This is a genomic window from Streptomyces sp. NBC_01723 (assembly GCF_036246005.1).
Taxonomy (GTDB): domain Bacteria; phylum Actinomycetota; class Actinomycetes; order Streptomycetales; family Streptomycetaceae; genus Streptomyces.
The window spans coordinates 1,597,214-1,614,347 of record NZ_CP109171.1; the positions used below are offsets into that span (position 1 = coordinate 1,597,214).

Annotated in this window: 17 protein-coding genes and 1 tRNA gene; 10 read left to right on the forward strand and 8 right to left on the reverse strand. The window is 72.6% G+C overall.

Annotated elements, in window-relative coordinates; genetic code table 11:
• Positions 1 to 25: 25 nt before the first annotated feature.
• Positions 26 to 1,021, forward strand: a complete 996-nt coding sequence (corA, locus tag OIE75_RS07605) for a magnesium/cobalt transporter CorA (RefSeq protein ID WP_307010765.1) — start codon at positions 26 to 28, stop codon at positions 1,019 to 1,021.
• 19 nt (positions 1,022 to 1,040) lie between these two features.
• On the opposite strand, the gene OIE75_RS07610 is transcribed toward corA, so the two are convergent.
• Entirely contained in the window at positions 1,041 to 1,829 is a 789-nt protein-coding gene (locus tag OIE75_RS07610) for a ferritin-like domain-containing protein (RefSeq protein ID WP_307010767.1), read from the reverse strand.
• Between the two features lie 232 nt (positions 1,830 to 2,061).
• Positions 2,062 to 3,117, reverse strand: coding sequence for an LLM class F420-dependent oxidoreductase (locus OIE75_RS07615; RefSeq protein WP_234960835.1), 1,056 nt, complete (start codon positions 3,115 to 3,117; stop codon positions 2,062 to 2,064).
• Between the two features lie 113 nt (positions 3,118 to 3,230).
• On the opposite strand from OIE75_RS07615, the gene OIE75_RS07620 reads away from it, so the two are divergent.
• On the forward strand, positions 3,231 to 4,217 hold the full coding sequence (locus OIE75_RS07620; RefSeq protein ID WP_122617337.1) for an aldo/keto reductase: 987 nt from the start codon (positions 3,231 to 3,233) through the stop codon (positions 4,215 to 4,217).
• Entirely contained in the window at positions 4,214 to 6,376 is a 2,163-nt protein-coding gene (locus tag OIE75_RS07625) for a helix-hairpin-helix domain-containing protein (RefSeq protein ID WP_329470062.1), read from the forward strand. Before OIE75_RS07620 ends, OIE75_RS07625 begins: the two co-directional genes overlap by 4 nt.
• 42 nt (positions 6,377 to 6,418) lie before the next feature.
• On the opposite strand, the gene OIE75_RS07630 is transcribed toward OIE75_RS07625, so the two are convergent.
• On the reverse strand, positions 6,419 to 7,195 hold the full coding sequence (locus OIE75_RS07630; protein WP_329470063.1) for a hypothetical protein: 777 nt from the start codon (positions 7,193 to 7,195) through the stop codon (positions 6,419 to 6,421).
• Between the two features lie 47 nt (positions 7,196 to 7,242).
• Here OIE75_RS07630 and OIE75_RS07635 point away from each other — a divergent pair, with 47 nt between their 5' ends.
• A complete protein-coding gene (locus OIE75_RS07635) occupies positions 7,243 to 7,431 on the forward strand; it encodes a DUF5703 family protein (protein ID WP_307010775.1) in 189 nt (62 codons plus the stop codon).
• A gap of 57 nt (positions 7,432 to 7,488) precedes the next feature.
• Here OIE75_RS07635 and OIE75_RS07640 read toward each other — a convergent pair whose 3' ends face one another.
• The 3 genes from OIE75_RS07640 to OIE75_RS07650 all read right to left on the reverse strand — a co-directional run bounded on the left by OIE75_RS07640 (position 7,489) and on the right by OIE75_RS07650 (position 10,188).
• Positions 7,489 to 8,289, reverse strand: coding sequence for a chaplin family protein (locus OIE75_RS07640; RefSeq protein ID WP_329470065.1), 801 nt, complete (start codon positions 8,287 to 8,289; stop codon positions 7,489 to 7,491).
• A gap of 169 nt (positions 8,290 to 8,458) precedes the next feature.
• The gene (chpH, locus tag OIE75_RS07645; protein WP_064727063.1) at positions 8,459 to 8,692 is read right to left on the reverse strand and encodes a chaplin ChpH; all 234 of its coding nucleotides are present in this window, start codon (positions 8,690 to 8,692) and stop codon (positions 8,459 to 8,461) included.
• Between the two features lie 170 nt (positions 8,693 to 8,862).
• A complete protein-coding gene (locus OIE75_RS07650) occupies positions 8,863 to 10,188 on the reverse strand; it encodes a M20/M25/M40 family metallo-hydrolase (RefSeq protein ID WP_329470067.1) in 1,326 nt (441 codons plus the stop codon).
• Between the two features lie 163 nt (positions 10,189 to 10,351).
• On the opposite strand from OIE75_RS07650, the gene OIE75_RS07655 reads away from it, so the two are divergent.
• Positions 10,352 to 10,439 (forward strand) — tRNA-Leu (locus tag OIE75_RS07655).
• Positions 10,440 to 10,492: 53 nt separating this feature from the next.
• Complete coding sequence (locus OIE75_RS07660) at positions 10,493 to 10,864, forward strand: YchJ family protein (RefSeq protein WP_307010781.1); 372 nt, start codon at positions 10,493 to 10,495, stop codon at positions 10,862 to 10,864.
• 14 nt (positions 10,865 to 10,878) lie between these two features.
• Here OIE75_RS07660 and OIE75_RS07665 read toward each other — a convergent pair whose 3' ends face one another.
• The gene (locus OIE75_RS07665; RefSeq protein WP_122617343.1) at positions 10,879 to 11,580 is read right to left on the reverse strand and encodes a FadR/GntR family transcriptional regulator; all 702 of its coding nucleotides are present in this window, start codon (positions 11,578 to 11,580) and stop codon (positions 10,879 to 10,881) included.
• 137 nt (positions 11,581 to 11,717) lie between these two features.
• Between OIE75_RS07665 and OIE75_RS07670 the strand changes: the two genes are divergently transcribed.
• Genes OIE75_RS07670 through OIE75_RS07685 form a run of 4 tightly spaced genes read left to right on the forward strand, consistent with a single transcriptional unit; the run spans position 11,718 to position 15,549 of the window.
• The gene (locus tag OIE75_RS07670; protein WP_307010783.1) at positions 11,718 to 12,245 is read left to right on the forward strand and encodes a gluconokinase; all 528 of its coding nucleotides are present in this window, start codon (positions 11,718 to 11,720) and stop codon (positions 12,243 to 12,245) included.
• 46 nt (positions 12,246 to 12,291) lie between these two features.
• The gene (locus OIE75_RS07675; protein ID WP_329470068.1) at positions 12,292 to 13,689 is read left to right on the forward strand and encodes a GntP family permease; all 1,398 of its coding nucleotides are present in this window, start codon (positions 12,292 to 12,294) and stop codon (positions 13,687 to 13,689) included.
• Between the two features lie 40 nt (positions 13,690 to 13,729).
• On the forward strand, positions 13,730 to 14,491 hold the full coding sequence (locus OIE75_RS07680) for an SDR family oxidoreductase (RefSeq protein WP_307010784.1): 762 nt from the start codon (positions 13,730 to 13,732) through the stop codon (positions 14,489 to 14,491).
• 17 nt (positions 14,492 to 14,508) lie between these two features.
• Positions 14,509 to 15,549, forward strand: coding sequence for an L-idonate 5-dehydrogenase (locus tag OIE75_RS07685; protein WP_329470070.1), 1,041 nt, complete (start codon positions 14,509 to 14,511; stop codon positions 15,547 to 15,549).
• A 39-nt stretch (positions 15,550 to 15,588) separates the two neighbouring features.
• Here OIE75_RS07685 and OIE75_RS07690 read toward each other — a convergent pair whose 3' ends face one another.
• Positions 15,589 to 17,127 carry an APC family permease gene (locus OIE75_RS07690; protein WP_329470071.1) on the reverse strand — a complete coding sequence of 513 codons (1,539 nt, stop codon included), beginning with the start codon at positions 17,125 to 17,127 and terminating at the stop codon, positions 15,589 to 15,591.
• Positions 17,128 to 17,134: the final 7 nt, after the last annotated feature.

Consider the following 17,134-nt stretch of genomic DNA (forward strand, 5'->3'; position numbering starts at 1 on the left):
TCGGGGCGAGGGGAGAATGCGTTCGGTGATCGTCGACTGTGCCATCTACCGGGACGGGCACCGCACGGACGGGCCCGAGGACCTGTCCGACGCGCTCGGCGAGGCGCGGTCCGCGGGCGGCTTCGTCTGGATCGGGCTGCATGAGCCGACGGAGGCCGAGTTCGAGCTGGTCAGCCAGGAGTTCGGGTTGCACCCGCTGGCGGTGGAGGACGCGCTCAAGGCGCATCAGCGGCCCAAGCTGGAGGTGTACGACGACTCGCTCTTCGCCGTCCTGAAGCCGGTGGTGTACGAGGCGGACAGCGACACCGTCTCCAGCGGCGAACTGATGATCTTCCTGGGGGACGCGTTCGCGGTCGTGGTCCGGCACGGCGAGGGCTCCCCGCTGAAGGCCGTGCGGCAGCGTCTGGAGCACGAGCCCCAGCTGCTCGGCAAGGGGCCCACGGCGGTGCTGTACGCGATCGCGGACGCCACCGTGGACCACTACCTGGACGTGGCGGTCGAGCTCCAGAACGACCTGGAGGAGCTGGAGGCCGAGGTCTTCTCGCCGGACGGCGGCGGCTCGCGGCACACGGCGTCCAGGATCTACAACTTCAAGCGGCAGATCCTGGAGTTCCGGCGGGCGACCGGTCCGCTGGCGCCGCCGCTGGACCGGCTGGCCGGGACGGGCACGTTCGGCACCGGGGTGCCGTTCGTGAACGACCGGGCGCGGCCGTTCTTCCGGGACGTGAGCGACCACCTCACACGCGTGAACGAGTCGGTGGAGAACCTGGACCGGCTCGTCTCGGACATCCTGTCGGCGCATCTGGCGCAGATGAGCGTCCGGCAGAACGACGACATGCGGAAGATCTCCGCGTGGGCCGCCATGGCCGCCGTCCCCACGATGATCGCGGGGATCTACGGCATGAACTTCGACCACATGCCGGAGCTGCACTGGGTCGGGGGCTACCCGGCGGTGATCCTGCTGATGGCCGTGCTGGAGGTCCTGCTGTTCCGGCAGTTCAAGCGCCGGGGCTGGCTCTAGGCCGTGTCCGCCTGGCGGCTCAGGCGATCTCGGGGGCCGGGGTCGCGGGGCCGCCGAGCGCGTCGCGGCGGTCGGGGGCCCGCAGCCGCACCATGCGGCGCCAGCCGGCCAGCCGCTCGTAGGCGTACGTCGCGTAAATGCCGGCCGCGAGCAGCGCCGACCTGCCGCGGGACCAGCCCAGGACGCGCCCCATGCGGGCCATCACGGCGAGGCTGACGTCCCGGTGGACGCGGATCTCGGCCAGCGCGCACTCGCGCAGGGTGCGCCGGATGTACGCGCCGTGCCCGTCGGCGGTGTAGCGCAGCAGCTCCTCGTGGGAGTAGGCGAGGTGGTTGTCCTCGTCGGCGGAGATCATGCGGACGGCCCGGCCCAGGTCCGGGTCGTCGCCGAAGTACTTGAGGAGCATCGCCATCTGCTCCGCCGCGCGCTGCTCGGTGACCCTGCTGTGCGCGAGGTAGGTGATGACGTCCCGCACAGTGAGGGGCTGGTCGGCCTTGAGCTTCTCGTGGGCGAGGCCGATGCCGTGCCGCTCCAGCAGCATGGTGTAGTCGGTCTCGGGGGGTACCGCCACGGGTTCGAGGCCGCGCTTCTTCAGGAGGGCGTTGAAGATCCGGCCGTGCTTGTCCTCGTCCGCCCCGTGCCGGGTGATCTTGGGGGCGAGGGCGCGCTCGCTCTGGGGGACCAGCGCGGCGATGCGCGCGTTCTCCCAGCCGCCCTGCGACTCACCGCTGGCAGCGATGGAGCAGAAGAGACGGAACGCCTCGTCGTTGTCGAGGATCTCCTGGAACAGGCTCTTCGCCGAAAGCATCGGTGGCACCCTTCTGCCGCTGCAAGGTCCGCAGGTTCCGCACACTCCGCGAAACGAGTCAAGTGCGGAAGCGGGGACTCGGCAACAGGTGCGGCGGGCAGCTCCGCCGAAAGAAGGACAGCGGGGTCACGGGGACGCGTAACCACCGGCGCGCAGAAGCGTTGTTCCCCGTGACGGCCGTGGCGGGGAAGACCCCCGAGCCCCCACCACGGCCGCAGAACTTGCCCGAGGGTCACGCCAGTCCGGCGCGCTCCAGGGCCTCGGTGCCGGCGCGGAGCGCGGCGAGGCGCTCGTCCAGGGTGAAGCCCGCGGGGGCGAGCGTCAGGGTGGTGACGCCGGCCGCGGCGTAGGCCTTCATCCGGTCCGCGATCCGGTCGACGGAGCCGAGCAGGGTCGTCTGGTCGATCAGCTCGTGCGGCACGGCCGCGGCGGCGCCCTGCTTGTCGCCGGACAGGTACTTGTCCTGGATCTCGGCGGCCTCCCGCTCGTAGCCCATGCGCTGGGCGAGCTGGTTGTAGAAGTTCTGCTTGCGGCTGCCCATGCCGCCGACGTAGAGCGCGGTGTAGGGGCGGAAGGTGTCGGCGAGCGTGGTGACGTCCTTGTCCTCGCCGAGGGCGAGCGGCAGGGTCGGGCAGACGTCGAAGCCGTCGAGGGTCAGGCCGGCCTTCTCGCGCCCGGCGCGCAGGTGCTTGACGGCGGTCTCCTCCAGGTGGTCCGCGGAGGGGAAGATGAGCAGGGCGCCGTCGGCGATCTCGCCGGTCTGCTCCAGGTTCTTGGGGCCGATGGCGGCGATGTAGAGCGGGATGTGCTCGCGCTGCGGGTGCACGGTCAGCTTGATGGGCTTGCCGGGGCCGCCGGGCAGCGGCAGCGTCCAGTGCTGTCCCTCGTACGACAGCCGCTCGCGGGTCATCGCCCTGCGCACGATCTCCACGTACTCGCGGGTGCGGGCGAGGGGCTTGTCGAACTTGACGCCGTACCAGCCCTCGGAGACCTGCGGTCCGGAGACGCCGAGGCCGAGGCGGAAGCGGCCCTGGGAGAGGGAGTCCAGGGTGGCGGCGGTCATCGCGGTCATCGCGGGCTGGCGGGCCGGGATCTGGAAGATGGCCGAGCCCACGTCGATGCGCTCGGTCTGGGCGGCGACCCAGGTGAGCACGGTGGCCGCGTCGGAGCCGTAGGCCTCGGCGGCCCAGCACACGGCGTATCCGAGCCGGTCGGCCTCCTTGGCCACGGCCAGGTTGTCCGCGTCCATTCCGGCACCCCAGTAGCCGAGGTTGATCCCGAGCTGCATGGCCGATTCCCCTTACCCATCAGTAACGTCGCTGGTGTCCCGACCTTAGCGCGCGGAAATCGGTTGTCCACAGGCCCCCACAGCGCAAGCCGTGGCCAGTAATGTCGCCGTTCATGGAGCAGAGGCATCTCGGCCGCACCGGCCTGCGTGTGTCCCGCATCGGTCTCGGCACCCTGACCTGGGGCCGGGGCACGGACGAGCACGACGCCGCGGACCTCTTGAAGACGTTCTGGGAAGCGGGCGGCACACTCGTCGACACGGCGGACGTGTACGGCGACGGGGAGTCGGAGTACCTGCTCGGCCGTCTCATGGAGGGTCTGGTGCCGCGCCGGGATCTGGTGATCTCGACGAAGGCGGGCAGCGTGCCCGATCCCGACCGCCGCTTCGACGGTTCGCGCGGCCATCTGCTCTCCGCGCTGGACGCCTCGCTCGCCCGCCTCGGCACCGACCACGTCGACGTGTGGCACCTGCACGCCTTCGACCCGCACACCCCGCTGGAGGAGACGCTGCACGCCCTCGACGTGGCGGTGAGCAGCGGCCGCGCCCGGTACGCGGGGGTCTCCAACTTCTGCGGCTGGCAGCTCGCGAAGGCCGCGACCTGGCAGCTGGCGGCGCCCGGCGTACGGAACCGGGTGGCGAGCACCCAGATGGAGTACTCCCTGCTGCAGCGGGGCGTCGAGCGTGAGGTGCTGCCGGCCGCCCTGGACATGGGCGTCGGCCTGCTGCCCTCCTCACCGCTGGGCCGGGGGGTACTGACCGGCAAGTACCGCAAGGACGCCACGCCCCCCGACTCGCGGGGCGCCTCGGAGCAGCTGGCGCCGTTCGTCGCGCCCTACCTCGACGACACGGCCGGGCACATCGTGGACGCGGTGGCGACGGCGGCCGACGGGCTCGCGGTGACCCCGCTCCAGGTGGCGCTGGCCTGGATCCGCGACCGGCCGGGTGTGGTCGCGCCGATCATCGGACCGCGCAACGCGCAGCAGCTCACGGCGGCGTTGTCAGTGGAGGCCCTTAGTCTTCCTGACGAGATCTGCCGGGCGCTCGACGACGTGTCGGCACCGGTGCACCGCTATCCCGATCACGACTGGAGCACGCTGTGAGCACGGAGCCCGAGCCCGCCCCCGAGGACACCGCAGAAACCGTGGAGCCCGGGCCGGGAACGCCGGGCACCGCGGACGCCGCCGGGACCGGCGGGGAGGGGGGCGACGCGGCCGCCCCGGCGGGGCAGGTGTCCGAGACCGAGGCCGAGCTGGCCGCTCAGCGGCTCGAGCGGGAGCGGATCGAGCGGCGGAAGGCGGAGAGGCAGGCGCCGATCGAGGCCGGGGGGAAGCTCAGCGGCACGGCGGCCGATCTGCTGGCCGCCGTCCGGGCCGTGGAGGGCGGCGAGAAGCCCGCGGCCACCGTCTTCGGCGACCCCGGCCCGGCCCGCCGCCCCGCCCCGGAGCCGGTGCGGCCGCCCCGGCCCGCGCCCGCCGAGCCGTCCGCCGCACCCGCGGGCCCCCCGCCGGAGACCGTCGAGGCGGTCCGGCGCGTGCTGGCCGAGGGCGGCGCCCCGGAGGCGCTCGCCCCGCAGACCGCCGCTGCCCTCGGCGAGGGGGCGGCGGAGGCCCTGCGCGCGGACCCCTGGCAGCTGCTCCGGGTCGGCGGGGTGCGGCCCGAGCAGGCCGACGGGTTCGCCCGCGCACTGCTGGGCGCGGAGTGCGGCCCCGACGACGAGCGGCGCGGCCGTGCCGTCACCGTGTGGCTGCTGGAGCAGGCGGCGCTGGCCGGGCACACCGCCCTGGAGCTGGCGCGCCTCACCGCCACGCTGGCTCAGCGGGGCGTGCCGGATCCCGACGCGGCCGTGCAGAGCACGCTGGCCGAGGGCGAGGCACTGGCCTTCCAGGACGCCTTGGACGAGCCCGGCGCCCGCCCGGAGCGCGCGGAGGGCTCGGGCGAGGAGGGCGAGGGGGCCGACGAGCGCCCGGTCCGCGTCCTGATCGGCCTGGAGCGGTACGCGCTCGCCGAGGAGAGCCTGGCCGACGGTCTCGCCCGGCTCGTCAACGCGGCACCGAAGCAGGACGGTTCGGCCGCGGACTGGGAGCGGGCCGCCGACTCGGCGCAGGGGTCCGCCGCCGAGCTGATCCGCGCCGTCGCGGGCCACGGGCTGGTCCTGCACACCGGCGGGGAGGCGTCCCTGGCCGAACCGGCGGCCCTGTTGCACGCCGCGCACGCCCTGGGGCTGCGTGCCTGGGCCGCCGCGCCGGGCCCGCTCGGCCGCGACCGCTTCACCGCGCTGCTGGGTTCCGCGGCCGCGGAGGGTCCGGCGGTCGTCACCCTGGCCGGGTTGCTGGCCGGTGCCGAGGGGCCGGGGCGGGACGCCGACGGTGCGGTGGACCTTGATCTGCTGGTGGTTCTCGACGCACCGCAGCTGGACGTCGAGGCGGGCGCGCTGCTGGCGGAGTCACTGCCGGACGGGGCCCGGCTGGTGCTGGCCGGGGACCCGGCGGTGCTCGGCTCGGTGGGGCCCGGCCGGGTCTTCGCGGACCTGCTGGCGGCGGGGGTCTGCCCGCAGATCGCCTCGCGGCTCCCGGACCCGGGCCCGCTCGGCGAACTCGTCTCCGGCATCGGCATCGGCGAGCTGGGCCAGGTGGAGGCGCCCGGCAAGGAGGTCGTGATCGTGCCGGTGCGGGAGGCGGGTGAGGCCGTGCACCGCACCGTCCAGCTCGTCGCGGACTCGGTGCCGCGCGCGATCGGCGTGCCCGCCGAGGAGACCCAGGTGATCACGCCGGGCCACGGCGGCGCGGCGGGCACCCGGGCGCTCAACGCGGCGTTGAAGGAACGGCTGAATCCCGGCCCCGGCCGCTTCGGCGGCTTCGACCCCGGCGACCGTGTCGCCTACTCCCCCGCGCCTGGCCGTACGCTGCCCGGCCGGGTGGTGAAGGCCGACGCCGACGGACTGCACCTGTCGTGCGGGGGCGAGGACGTGGTCGTCCCCAAGGACCGGGTCGAGGGATCCGTGCGGCACGGGTGGGCCCTCACCGCGCACCAGGCGGTGGGCGGCCGGTGGCCCGCGGTGGTCGTGGTCCTGCCCGGCGACGCCGCGCAGGCCCTCAGCCGCCCCTGGGTCTACACGGCCTTCGGCCGGGCCGCCCGGCACCTCTCCGTGGTGCACGGCGTGGAGCAGGCGCTGCCCCACGCCGTGGCCGAGATCCCGGCCAAGCCCCGCACGACCCGGCTGCCGGCGCTGCTCGCGCCGCAGGTCCCCACGGCCGGCTGACCCCGAGCACCGGCCCCCGGAGCGCTCCCGGGGGCCGGCCGCTCAGTGACCCGCGGTCGGACGTGCCGGTTCGGTGTCCTCGTCCGGGCCGATGTCGTCGTCCAGGTCCGTGTCGAGGTCCTCGTCCAGCTCCCCCGCACCGAGGTCGCCGCTCTCGTCCGCGTCCGCCTCGTCGTCATCGTCATCGTCATCGTCATCGTCGAGACCGTCGTCGTACTCGTCGTCGAAGACCGCGCTGACGTCGAAGCGGCAGACGACCAGTTGCGGGTCGGCCTGGTCGAACGGGGCCTCCAGCCACTCGCCGGGCTCGGCGGTCTCGTCCGCGGCCGTCACCCAGAGCGTGGAGTCGCCCTCCTCCAGTCCGAACTCCTTGTGCCGGGAGGCGATCTCGTCCGGCTCGAACTCGCCGAACAGGAGGCCCAGCGCCCCGTGGACCGTGCCGGAGGCCTCCGCGCCCACGCCTTCCTCGTCCGCCGCCTCGACCCGCCGGGCCTGGGCCATCAGACGCTGCGGCTCGGCCACCGAGTAGTCGCGGCGGATCAGCACGCTGAGCGCGCTGGGCTCCTCGGGGCCCGTGTACGGCGGCATCGAGTCCCCGGTGCCGGGGATCTCGAAGGGAGTGACCTCGTCGTACCGGTCGTAGAGCAGTTCGTCGTACGCCTCCGCGGCCGCGGCCAGCTGGTTGAACGCGTCGTAGACGGCAGGGTCGTCCTCCCCCGACCGGCGTTCGACCGCGGCCAGGTGGCGGTCGAGCGCGGTCTTGACGGCCTCGGCGGCGGCGCGTACCTCGGCAGCGGTGGGCTGCGCAGCATCAGACATAGTGCAGACGCTATCCGTACCGGGCCCCAGACCGCACAATAGATTCGATGCCGGAATACGAATTTGTCGATGTGTACGTTCCGCGCGGGGTCACCCGCAGGGAGACGACACGCCTGCTGACGGAACATGCCGAGTACGGACACTGGGAGTTGTACCGCCTGACCCTGTTGCGCGACGGCAGCCGCAAGGTGCGGCTGCGGCGGCGGATCATCCGCCAGGTACGCGCCACCTGGTGAGCCGCTGACGGGCCCCGCCGACGCGCGGGGCCCGCTCCGCGTACCGCACCGCCCGGGTCAGGCCGAGGCGCGCGCCTTGCGGTAGAGCACCGTGCCCGCGAGCAGCGCTCCCGCGCCCACCGGCAGGGTGAGGCCCAGCGGCAGGCCGTTGCCGGTCTCGGCGAGGCGGGCGTCACCGTGCGGCTGGGCGGCGTTCCGGGTACCGGAACCGTCCTCGTCCGGGGAGCCGCCCGGGGTCCCGCCGTCCGGACCGTCGGGGCCGTCCGAGCCCGGCGGGGTGTCCGGGTTCTCGGGGTTGCCCGGGTCACCGGGATCGCCGGGGCTGCCCGGGTCACCGGGATCGCCGGGGTTGCCCGGGTCACCGGGGTCGCCGGGCGGCGTGGAGTGGTCGCCGCCCCCGTTGCCGCAGTCGTTGCCGGTGGCCGGGTTGAGGACGCCGACGACGTCGACGCTGTTGCCGCACACGTTCACCGGAACGTGCACCGGCACCTCGACGTGGTTGCCGGACGCGACGCCCGGCGAGTCCTTGGCCTGACCGCCGGCGTGCGAGCCTCCGTGAGAACCGTCCCGGCCGCCGGAGTCGCCGTATCCGCCCGAGCCCCCGGAGGCGCCGCCGCCCCGGTTGACGCACGAGTTGCCCATCGCCGGATTGAGGATGCCGACGACGTCGACCGTGTTGCCGCACACGTTGACCGGAACGTGCACCGGCGCCTGCACGGTGTTGCCGGACAGAACGCCGGGCGAACCCGAACTCGAGCCGTGCGCCCCCGAGTCGGCGTGGGCGGCGCCGCCCGCGGCGGCGATCACACCGGTGGCCGCCGCCATCGTCATCAGGCCCTTGCGGGTGACCTGTCGCATTTTCTGGATCCCTGCCTTGCCCTAGTCCCGTGGTACGGAGAATGCCGGGAATTCCGGCGTTGCCATCGCCCCCCGCCTCGAAGGCCGATCAAAAGGCCGTCGGCCCCGGAGCGCATGGCGTGCGCTCCGGGGCCGGCGGACTCAGACCCTCATGGGGCGAGGCACAACGTCACTTGTTGACGCAGGCGTTGCCGAAGGCGGGGTTCAGCAGACCGATCACGGAAATCGTGTTGCCGCAGACGTTCACCGGGACGTGCACGGGAACCTGGACGACGTTGCCGGAAAGGACACCGGGCGAGTGCACGGCGGCACCCTGCGCACCGGAGTCGGCGACGGCCATGCCCGCGCCCGCGAGAACCAGACCACCGGTGGCAGCCGCGGCGGCGACGACCTTCTTGAGCATTGTTCCTCCTAGTTGGAAAACGCGATCCCAGCTTGCTGATCGCATCACCTGTAACGAGGAGGAAGTAATGAGGCTACGAGCTTATGAGCGCATTCACTCGTCCCGGTCGACGTCCGCACGCGCGGCCGAATACCGGCGCGTGCGGACCCCGTTGACCCGAGGGGCGCGGTTCAGGAAGCGTCGATGAAACGGTCGAGCACCCGCACGCCGAACTGGAGTCCCTCCACCGGCACCCGCTCGTCCACCCCGTGGAACATGCCCGCGAAGTCCAGCTCCGGCGGCAGCTTGAGCGGCGCGAAACCGAACCCCCGGATGCCCAGGTCGTCGAAGGACTTCGCGTCCGTGCCGCCGGAGAGCATGTAGGGGATCGCCTTCGCGGCCGGGTCCTCGGCCACCAGCGCGGACTGCATCGCCTCGACGAGCGCCCCGTCGAAGGTCGTCTCGACGGCCTTGTCGGCGTGCACGTCCTCGCGCAGTACCTTCGGTCCGAGGATCCGGTCGAGGTCGGCGAGGAACTCCTCCTCGTGCCCGGGCAGGAACCGCCCGTCGACGTGCGCGGTGGCCGCGCCCGGAATGACGTTGACCTTGTAGCCGGCCCCCAGCTGCGTGGGGTTGGCGGTGTTGCGCAGGGTCGCGCCGATGAGCTTGGCGATGCCGCCGAGCCTGGCGAGCGTGGCCTCCATGTCGTCCGCGTCGAGTTCGATGCCCATCGCGTCGCCCAGTTCGTCGAGGAACGCCCGGGTCGTCTTGGTCACGCGGATCGGGAACTGGTGCCGGCCGAGGCGCGCGACGGCCTCCGACAGCTCGGTGATCGCGTTGTCGCGGTGGATCATCGACCCGTGCCCGGCGGTACCGGCCACGGTCAGCTTCATCCAGTGCATGCCCTTCTCGGCCGTCTGGATCAGGTAGAGGCGGCGCTGCTCGCTCACGGTGAAGGAGAAGCCGCCCACCTCGCTGATCGCCTCGGTGACGCCCTCGAAGAGGTCGGGGTGGTTGTCGACGAGGTGCCGGGCGCCGTAGGTGCCGCCGGCCTCCTCGTCGGCGAGGAAGGCCAGCACGATGTCGCGCGGCGGCTTGCGCCCGCTGCGCAGCCGGTCGCGGACGACCGCGAGGGTCATCGCGTCCATGTCCTTCATGTCGACGGCGCCTCGGCCCCACACGCAGCCGTCGGCGACCTCGCCGGAGAAGGGGTGGTGGGTCCAGTCGTCCGCGTTGGCCGGGACGACGTCGGTGTGGCCGTGGATGAGCAGCGCGGGCCGGGACGGGTCCGCGCCCTCGATCCGGGCCACCGTGGAGGCTCGTCCGGGGTGGGATTCGAAGATCCGCGGTTCGAGTCCCACCTCCGCGAGCTTCTCCGCGACGTACTCGGCGGCCTTGCGCTCGCCCGGCCCCGAGTGGTCGCCGTAGTTGCTGGTGTCGATCCGGATCAGCTCGCGGCAGAGGTCGACGACCTCGTCCTCGCCGGTGACGCTCCTGGCCGTGCCCGAGTCGCTCACGTGGTTCCTCCCGCTGTCACTGCTGGTGGGTCCCTGCTGGTGGGTCGCTCTCATCCTCTCTCTCCGGACGCCCGTGCCCAAGAAGGGGGTGATCGGCCACCCCGGAAAGCCTGGTAATGTTTACGTCGTCGCCGCGGGCAACGCCCCGCGCGGCAGACACCTTGTCCGGGTGGCGGAATGGCAGACGCGCTAGCTTGAGGTGCTAGTGCCCTTTATCGGGCGTGGGGGTTCAAGTCCCCCCTCGGACACCAGCTGAAACCCCTGCTGAGCAGGGGTTTTCTGCTTTTCCTCTACAGTGGTCGCCATGACCACCCCTTCCTGCCCCTGCGGGCGGTCCGAGGCGTACGAGAAGTGCTGCGGGCGTTTCCACGCCGGGGCCGCCGCCCCGACCGCCGAGGCCCTGATGCGCTCGCGCTACAGCGCCTTCGTGAAGGGCGACGCCGGGTACCTGCTGCGGACCTGGCATCCGCGGACCCGGCCCGCGCGCCTGGACCTGGATCCGGGGACGCGGTGGACCGGCCTGGAGATCCTGGACTCGTCGAGCGGGTCCGCCTTCCACACCACCGGGACGGTCACCTTCCGCGCCTCCCACCGCGGCGGCTCGCTGCACGAGCGGAGCCGCTTCGAGCGGGTGGACGGGGCATGGGTGTACGTGGACGGGGAGTTCCTCGACTGACGCCCGTCCCGTACTCAGGGTGCCAGGATGTCCAGTTCCTGCAGGGCGCCGACGGTGATCTCCCGGGTCAGCCGCTCGGCGCGCTCGGCGTCCCGGGCCCGTACCGCCTCGGCGACCTGGACGTGCAGGGTGACGGCGGCCGGGTCGGGGTCCTCGAACATCACGTCGTGGTGGGTGCGGCCGGCCAGGACCTCGGCGACGACGCCGCCGAGGCGGGCGAACATCTCGTTGCCCGAGGCGGTGAGGATGACGCGGTGGAAGGCCACGTCGTGGAAGAGGTACTCCTCCAGCCGGTGCCCGCGCGAGTTGGCGACCATGCCGAGCGCGCACTCGGTCAGCTCGGCGCACTGCTCCGGTGTGGCGAGCCGCGCCGTCAGGCCGGCCGCGACCGGCTCGACCGCCGACCTCAGCACGGTCAGTGAGCGCAGCTGCCGGGGGCGTTCGGCACCGGCCAGGCGCCAGCGGATGACCTGCGGGTCGTAGACGTTCCACTCGCACTCGGGCAGGACGGTGACGCCCACGCGGCGGCGCGACTCGACGAGGTGCATGGACTCCAGGACCCGGACGGCCTCGCGCATCACGGAGCGCGACACCTCGAAGCGCTGCGCGAGTTCGTCCGTGCGCAAGACGCTGCCCGCGGGGTATTCGCCCGCTGTGATCGCGGGACCGAGGGTGTCCAGTACGCGGCCGTGCAGCCCCCGGCCCGGTGTGCTCATGCACTCAGCGTACGGGGCGCGTCACGGGAACAAAAAGTCAGACTTATATGTCACAGGCTCTTGAATTAGTCGTACCTAATGGGTTTCAGTTGCGTCGACATCACGTGTCGACGAAGACAGCAGACAGCGAGAGTGCGATGCAGCGACTGCACACCCCCCATGTCGTCGTGGTCATGGGCGTAGCGGGCACCGGGAAGACCACCATCGGCCCCCTGCTCGCGGCCCGGCTCGGCGTTCCCTACGCCGAGGGCGACGACTTCCACCCGCCGGCCAACATCGCGAAGATGACGGCCGGCACCCCCCTAACGGACGAGGACCGCTGGCCGTGGCTGGACGCCATCGGCGGCTGGGCCCACGGGCGTGCGGGGCTCGGCGGGGTGGTGAGCAGTTCGGCGCTCAAGCGGTCGTACCGCGACCGGCTGCGGGCCGCCGCTCCCGGTGTCGTCTTCGTGCATCTCACGGGCAGCCGTGAGCTGATCGAGGACCGGATGGCGCACCGGCAGGGCCACTTCATGCCGACGGCCCTGCTCGACTCCCAGTTCGCCACCCTCCAGCCGCTCCAGTCGGACGAGGCCGGGGTCGCGGTGGACGTGTCCGGTACGCCCGAGGAGATCACCGAGCGCGCGGCGAGCGCCCTGGGCGACCTCGCCGAGCCGGTCCAGTAACCCCCCGCACCGTCCCCCGAATCCCCATCACCGCAAGGAACCCACCGTGACCAGACTCAGCGTCGAGATGCTGGCAGCGGACACCGTCGAGCCGATCACCTCGGCCGGCCACGCCCAGCTGGGCATCGCCGTGCTCCTCGGCATCGCCGTCATCGTGCTGCTCATCACCAAGTTCAAGCTGCATGCCTTCCTGTCGCTGACCATCGGGTCACTGGCGCTCGGCGCGTTCGCCGGTGCGCCGCTGGACAAGGTCATCACCAGCTTCACCGCCGGGCTCGGCTCCACCGTCGCGGGCGTCGGCGTGCTGATCGCCCTCGGCGCGATCCTCGGCAAGATGCTCGCCGACTCCGGTGGCGCCGACCAGATCGTGGACACCATCCTCGCCAGGGCTACGCCTCGTTCGATGCCGTGGACGATGGTGCTGATCGCCTCGGTCATCGGACTGCCGCTCTTCTTCGAGGTCGGCATCGTGCTGCTGATCCCGGTCGTGCTGATGGTCGCCAAGCGCGGCAACTACTCGCTGATGCGGATCGGCATCCCGGCCCTCGCCGGTCTCTCCGTGATGCACGGCCTGGTCCCGCCGCACCCCGGCCCGCTGGTCGCGATCGACGCGCTCGGCGCCAACCTCGGTGTGACCCTCGCGCTGGGCGTGCTGATCGCCGTCCCGACGGTGATCATCGCCGGTCCGGTGTTCTCCAAGTACGCCGCCCGCTGGGTGGACGTGCCCGCTCCCGACCGGATGATCCCGACGCGCGCCTCCGAGGACCTGGAGAAGCGCCCGGGCTTCGGCGCGACGCTGGCCACGATCCTGCTGCCGGTCGTGCTGATGCTGCTCAAGGCGCTCGTCGACATCATCGTCGACGACCCGGAGAACCTGGTGCAGCGCACCTTCGACGTCATCGGCAACCCGCTGATCGCCCTGCTGGTCTCCGTGATCGTCGGTATCTTCACGCTGCTGCGGCCCGCCGGGTTCGGCAAGGACCGGCTGTCGGGGCTGGTCGAGAAGGGCCTGGCGCCCATCGCCGGCATCCTGTTGATCGTCGGCGCCGGCGGCGGCTTCAAGCAGACGCTGATCGACTCCGGCGTGGGCCAGATGATCCTGGAGATCTCCAAGGACTGGTCGATCCCGGCGCTGCTGCTCGCCTGGCTGATCGCGGTGGCGATCCGGCTGGCGACCGGTTCGGCGACGGTGGCGACGGTCTCGGCGGCCGGTCTGGTCGCGCCGCTCGCCGCCGACATGTCGACCACGCACGCCGCCCTGCTGGTCCTCGCCATCGGCGCCGGCTCGCTCTTCTTCAGCCACGTCAACGACGCCGGATTCTGGCTGGTGAAGGAGTACTTCGGGCTGAGCGTCGGCCAGACCATCAAGACCTGGTCCGTCATGGAGACGATCATCTCGGTGGTCGCCGGAGCCCTGGTCCTGCTGTTGTCCCTGTTCATCTAGGCGCACGGGACACCGGTCGACCGGAAACAGGAGTACGACGATGACGGCTCACCCCCTCTTCGACATCGGCGGGCGCACGGCCCTGGTGACCGGCTCCAGCCGGGGCATCGGGCTGGCCCTGGCCCGGGGCCTGGCCGAGGCAGGCTGCCGCGTGGTCCTCAACGGGCGCGACGGCGAACGCCTCACCGAAGCGGCCGCCGGCCTCCCGGGCGACGTGCACACGGCCGCCTTCGACGTGACCGACGGCCCGTCCGTGGCCGCCGGGATCGCGGAGGTCGAGGAGCGGGTGGGCCCGCTCGACATCCTGGTCAACAACGCGGGCATGCAACTGCGGGCGCCGCTGCTGGAGTTCGCGGACGCCGACTGGCACCGCATCCTGGACACCAACCTCACCAGCGCCTTCCTGGTGGGCCGGGAGGCCGCGCGCCGGATGACGGAACGCGGCCACGGCAAGATCGTCAACATCTGCTCGCTGCAGAGCGAGGTGGTCCGCCCGGGCATCGCGCCCTACGCGGCCACCAAGGGCGCGCTGAAGATGCTCACCAAGGGCATGTGCGCCGACTGGGGCCCGCGCGGGGTCCAGGTCAACGGGCTCGGTCCCGGCTACATCGAGACCGAGCTGACCCGGCCCCTGGTCGAGGACGAGGAGTTCAGCGCCTGGGTGCGCGGGCGCACACCCGCCGGGCGCTGGGGCACCACGGAGGACCTGGTGGGCGGGCTGCTGTTCCTCGTCTCGCCCGCCGCGGACTTCGTCGGCGGACAGGTGCTGTACGTCGACGGCGGCATGACGAGCGTGCTGTGAACGCCGGGGAGGCCGTCATGCGGGGTTGTGTGATCCACGGCGCCGGTGACCTCCGGGTCGAGGAGCTGCCGGTCCCCCGTCCCGGGCCGGGCGAGGCACTCGTCGCCGTGGGCTATGGCGGCGTGTGCGGCTCCGATCTGCACTACTGGCGGCACGGCGGGGTCGGCGACTTCCGGCTGCGCGAGCCGATGCTGCTCGGGCACGAGGTGGTCGGCACGGTGGTGGCGTACGGCTCCCCCGGCACGCCGGGCCCCGAGATCGGTACGCCCGTCGCCGTGCACCCGGCGACCCCGTGCGGGGTGTGCCCGGAGTGCGTGGACGGGCGGCGCAACGTCTGCCGGGACACCCGCTATCTGGGCAGCGCGGCCCGCTTCCCGCACGTGCAGGGCGGCTTCGCGTCCCGGATCGCCGTCCCGGCCTCCCAGCTCCGGTCCCTCCCGTCCGGCCTCGACCCCCGGCGCGCCGCCCTCGCCGAACCCCTCGCCGTCGCCCTGCACGCCGTGGGCCGGGCCGGGGACCTGACCGGCCGGCACGTCCTGGTCACCGGCGCCGGTCCCATCGGCTGCCTGGTGGTCGCGGCGGCCAGGGCGGCGGGCGCGGCCCGCGTGACGGTGTCGGACCTGCTGCCGGCGGCCCTGGAGTACGCGCGGGCCGCGGGCGCCGACGTGCTGGTACGGGCCGACGACCCGGACGACGCCGGGTGGCCGGCCGAGGTGGACGCGGCGATCGAGGCGTCCGGGGTGGCCGCGGGCCTGGACGCCTGTCTGCGGCTGGTCCGGCGCGGCGGGGTGGTCGTCCAGCTCGGCATGCTGCCGCCGGGCCGGAGCCCCTTCGCCGGCAACCTGGTGGTGAGCCGGGAGATCGAGCTGCGCGGGGCCTTCCGCTTCGACGGTGACTTCGACGCGGCGCTGGACCTGCTCGCCGCCGAGCCCGCGTTCGACGCGCTGGTCGGCGCGGTGGTCCCGGTGCGCGACGCGGAGTCGGCGTTCGAACTGGCCGCGGACCGGAGCCGGTCCTGCAAGGTGCTCCTTGACTTCGGGGCGGACCCGGCGCTCTGAGGCCCCGGGATCCGCACGTCTCCCACACCCTCCCCCGGGTCAGGAGGACGCCGCCTTGTCCAGCTGGAACGCCTCGTTTCCCTGCCCGATGCGGGCGTGCCGCTCGGGCGCCCGCGAGCGCAGCAGCAGTCCCTGCACGACGCCGGCGACGGCCGCGAGGCCGATGATGCCGGGCAGCACCCAGCTCAGGGCGGAGTCGGGACCGGCGCCGACCAGGACGTCGAAGTCCTTGGCCGTGTATCCGGCGATCACCAGCAGGGCGGCGCCCGCGACGGCGGAGGCGGCCAGCCGCACGCCCTGGGCGCCGGCGGCTCCGCGGCGTACGAAGAAGGCGACCACGGAGAACGAGGCCGTGGCCATCAGCAGGATCACGCCGAGGGCGCCGATGTTGCCGCCCCAGGTGAACAGGTGCAGCACGGGCTGGGTGGGGTCGCCGTTCGGCCTGTCGTCGGCGAGGGCGAATCCGGCCACGACGACCAGGGACACGGCGGTCTGGAGCAGCGAGCCGGTGCCCGGGGCGCCGCTGGAGCCGCTGGTCCGCCCGAAGGCGGCGGGCAGCAGTCCTTCGCGGCCCATGGCGAAGGCGTACCGGGCGACGACGTTGTGGAAGCTGAGCAGGGCGGCGAACATGCCGGTCACGAAGAGCACGTGCAGCACGTCGGTGAAGGTGGAGCCGAGCCGCGACTCGGTCAGGAAGAAGAGCAGCCCGGCGCTCTGCTCCTGGGCGGTACCGACGATCCTGTCCGGCCCGGTGGCGACGGTCAGCGCCCAGCTGCTGAGCGCGAAGAAGACGGCGACCCCACCGACCGCCAGGAACATGACACGCGGGACCAGCACGTGCGGCCGGCTGGTCTCCTCGGCGTACACGGGCGCCTGTTCGAAGCCGAGGAAGGCGGCGATGCAGAAGCACAGGGCGGTGCCGACCCCGGCGCCGGTCAGGGTGTCCGGGTTGAAGGCGTGCAGCGAGAGCCCCTGCGGTCCCGGGTCGGCGACGGCGGCGATGTCGAAGACGACCACGAGGACCACTTCGATGAGCAGCAGTACGCCCAGGACGCGCGCGTTGACGTCGATCTTCAGCCAGCCCAGCGTGCCGACCGCGAGCACGGCCAGCAGCGCCGGGATCCACCAGGCGACGTCCAGGTCGGCGTAGGTGGACAGGAGCCCCGAGACCTCGAAGCCGAAGATGCCGTAGATGCCGACCTGGAGCGCGTTGTAGGCGACCAGCGCGACCAGGGCGGCACCCGCGCCGGCGGTGCCGCCGAGGCCGCGGGAGATGTACGCGTAGAAGGCGCCCGCGTTGTGGACGTGCCGGCTCATCTCGGCGTATCCGACGCTGAAGAGGATCAGCACCACGCCGAGCAGCACGAAGAGCAGCGGCTGTCCCACGATGCCCATCACGGCGAAGGTGGTGGGCATGACGCCCGCGACCACCATCAGCGGGGCCGTGGCGGCGAGCACGGACAGCAGCAGCCCGCCCGTGCCCAGCCGGTCGGCGCGCAGCGCGCGCTCCTCGCCCTTGAAGGTGCTGATGGCGCCACCGTTCGCGGTGCTGCTCGTGCTCGAACTGCCCGTGGTCATCGGGGGA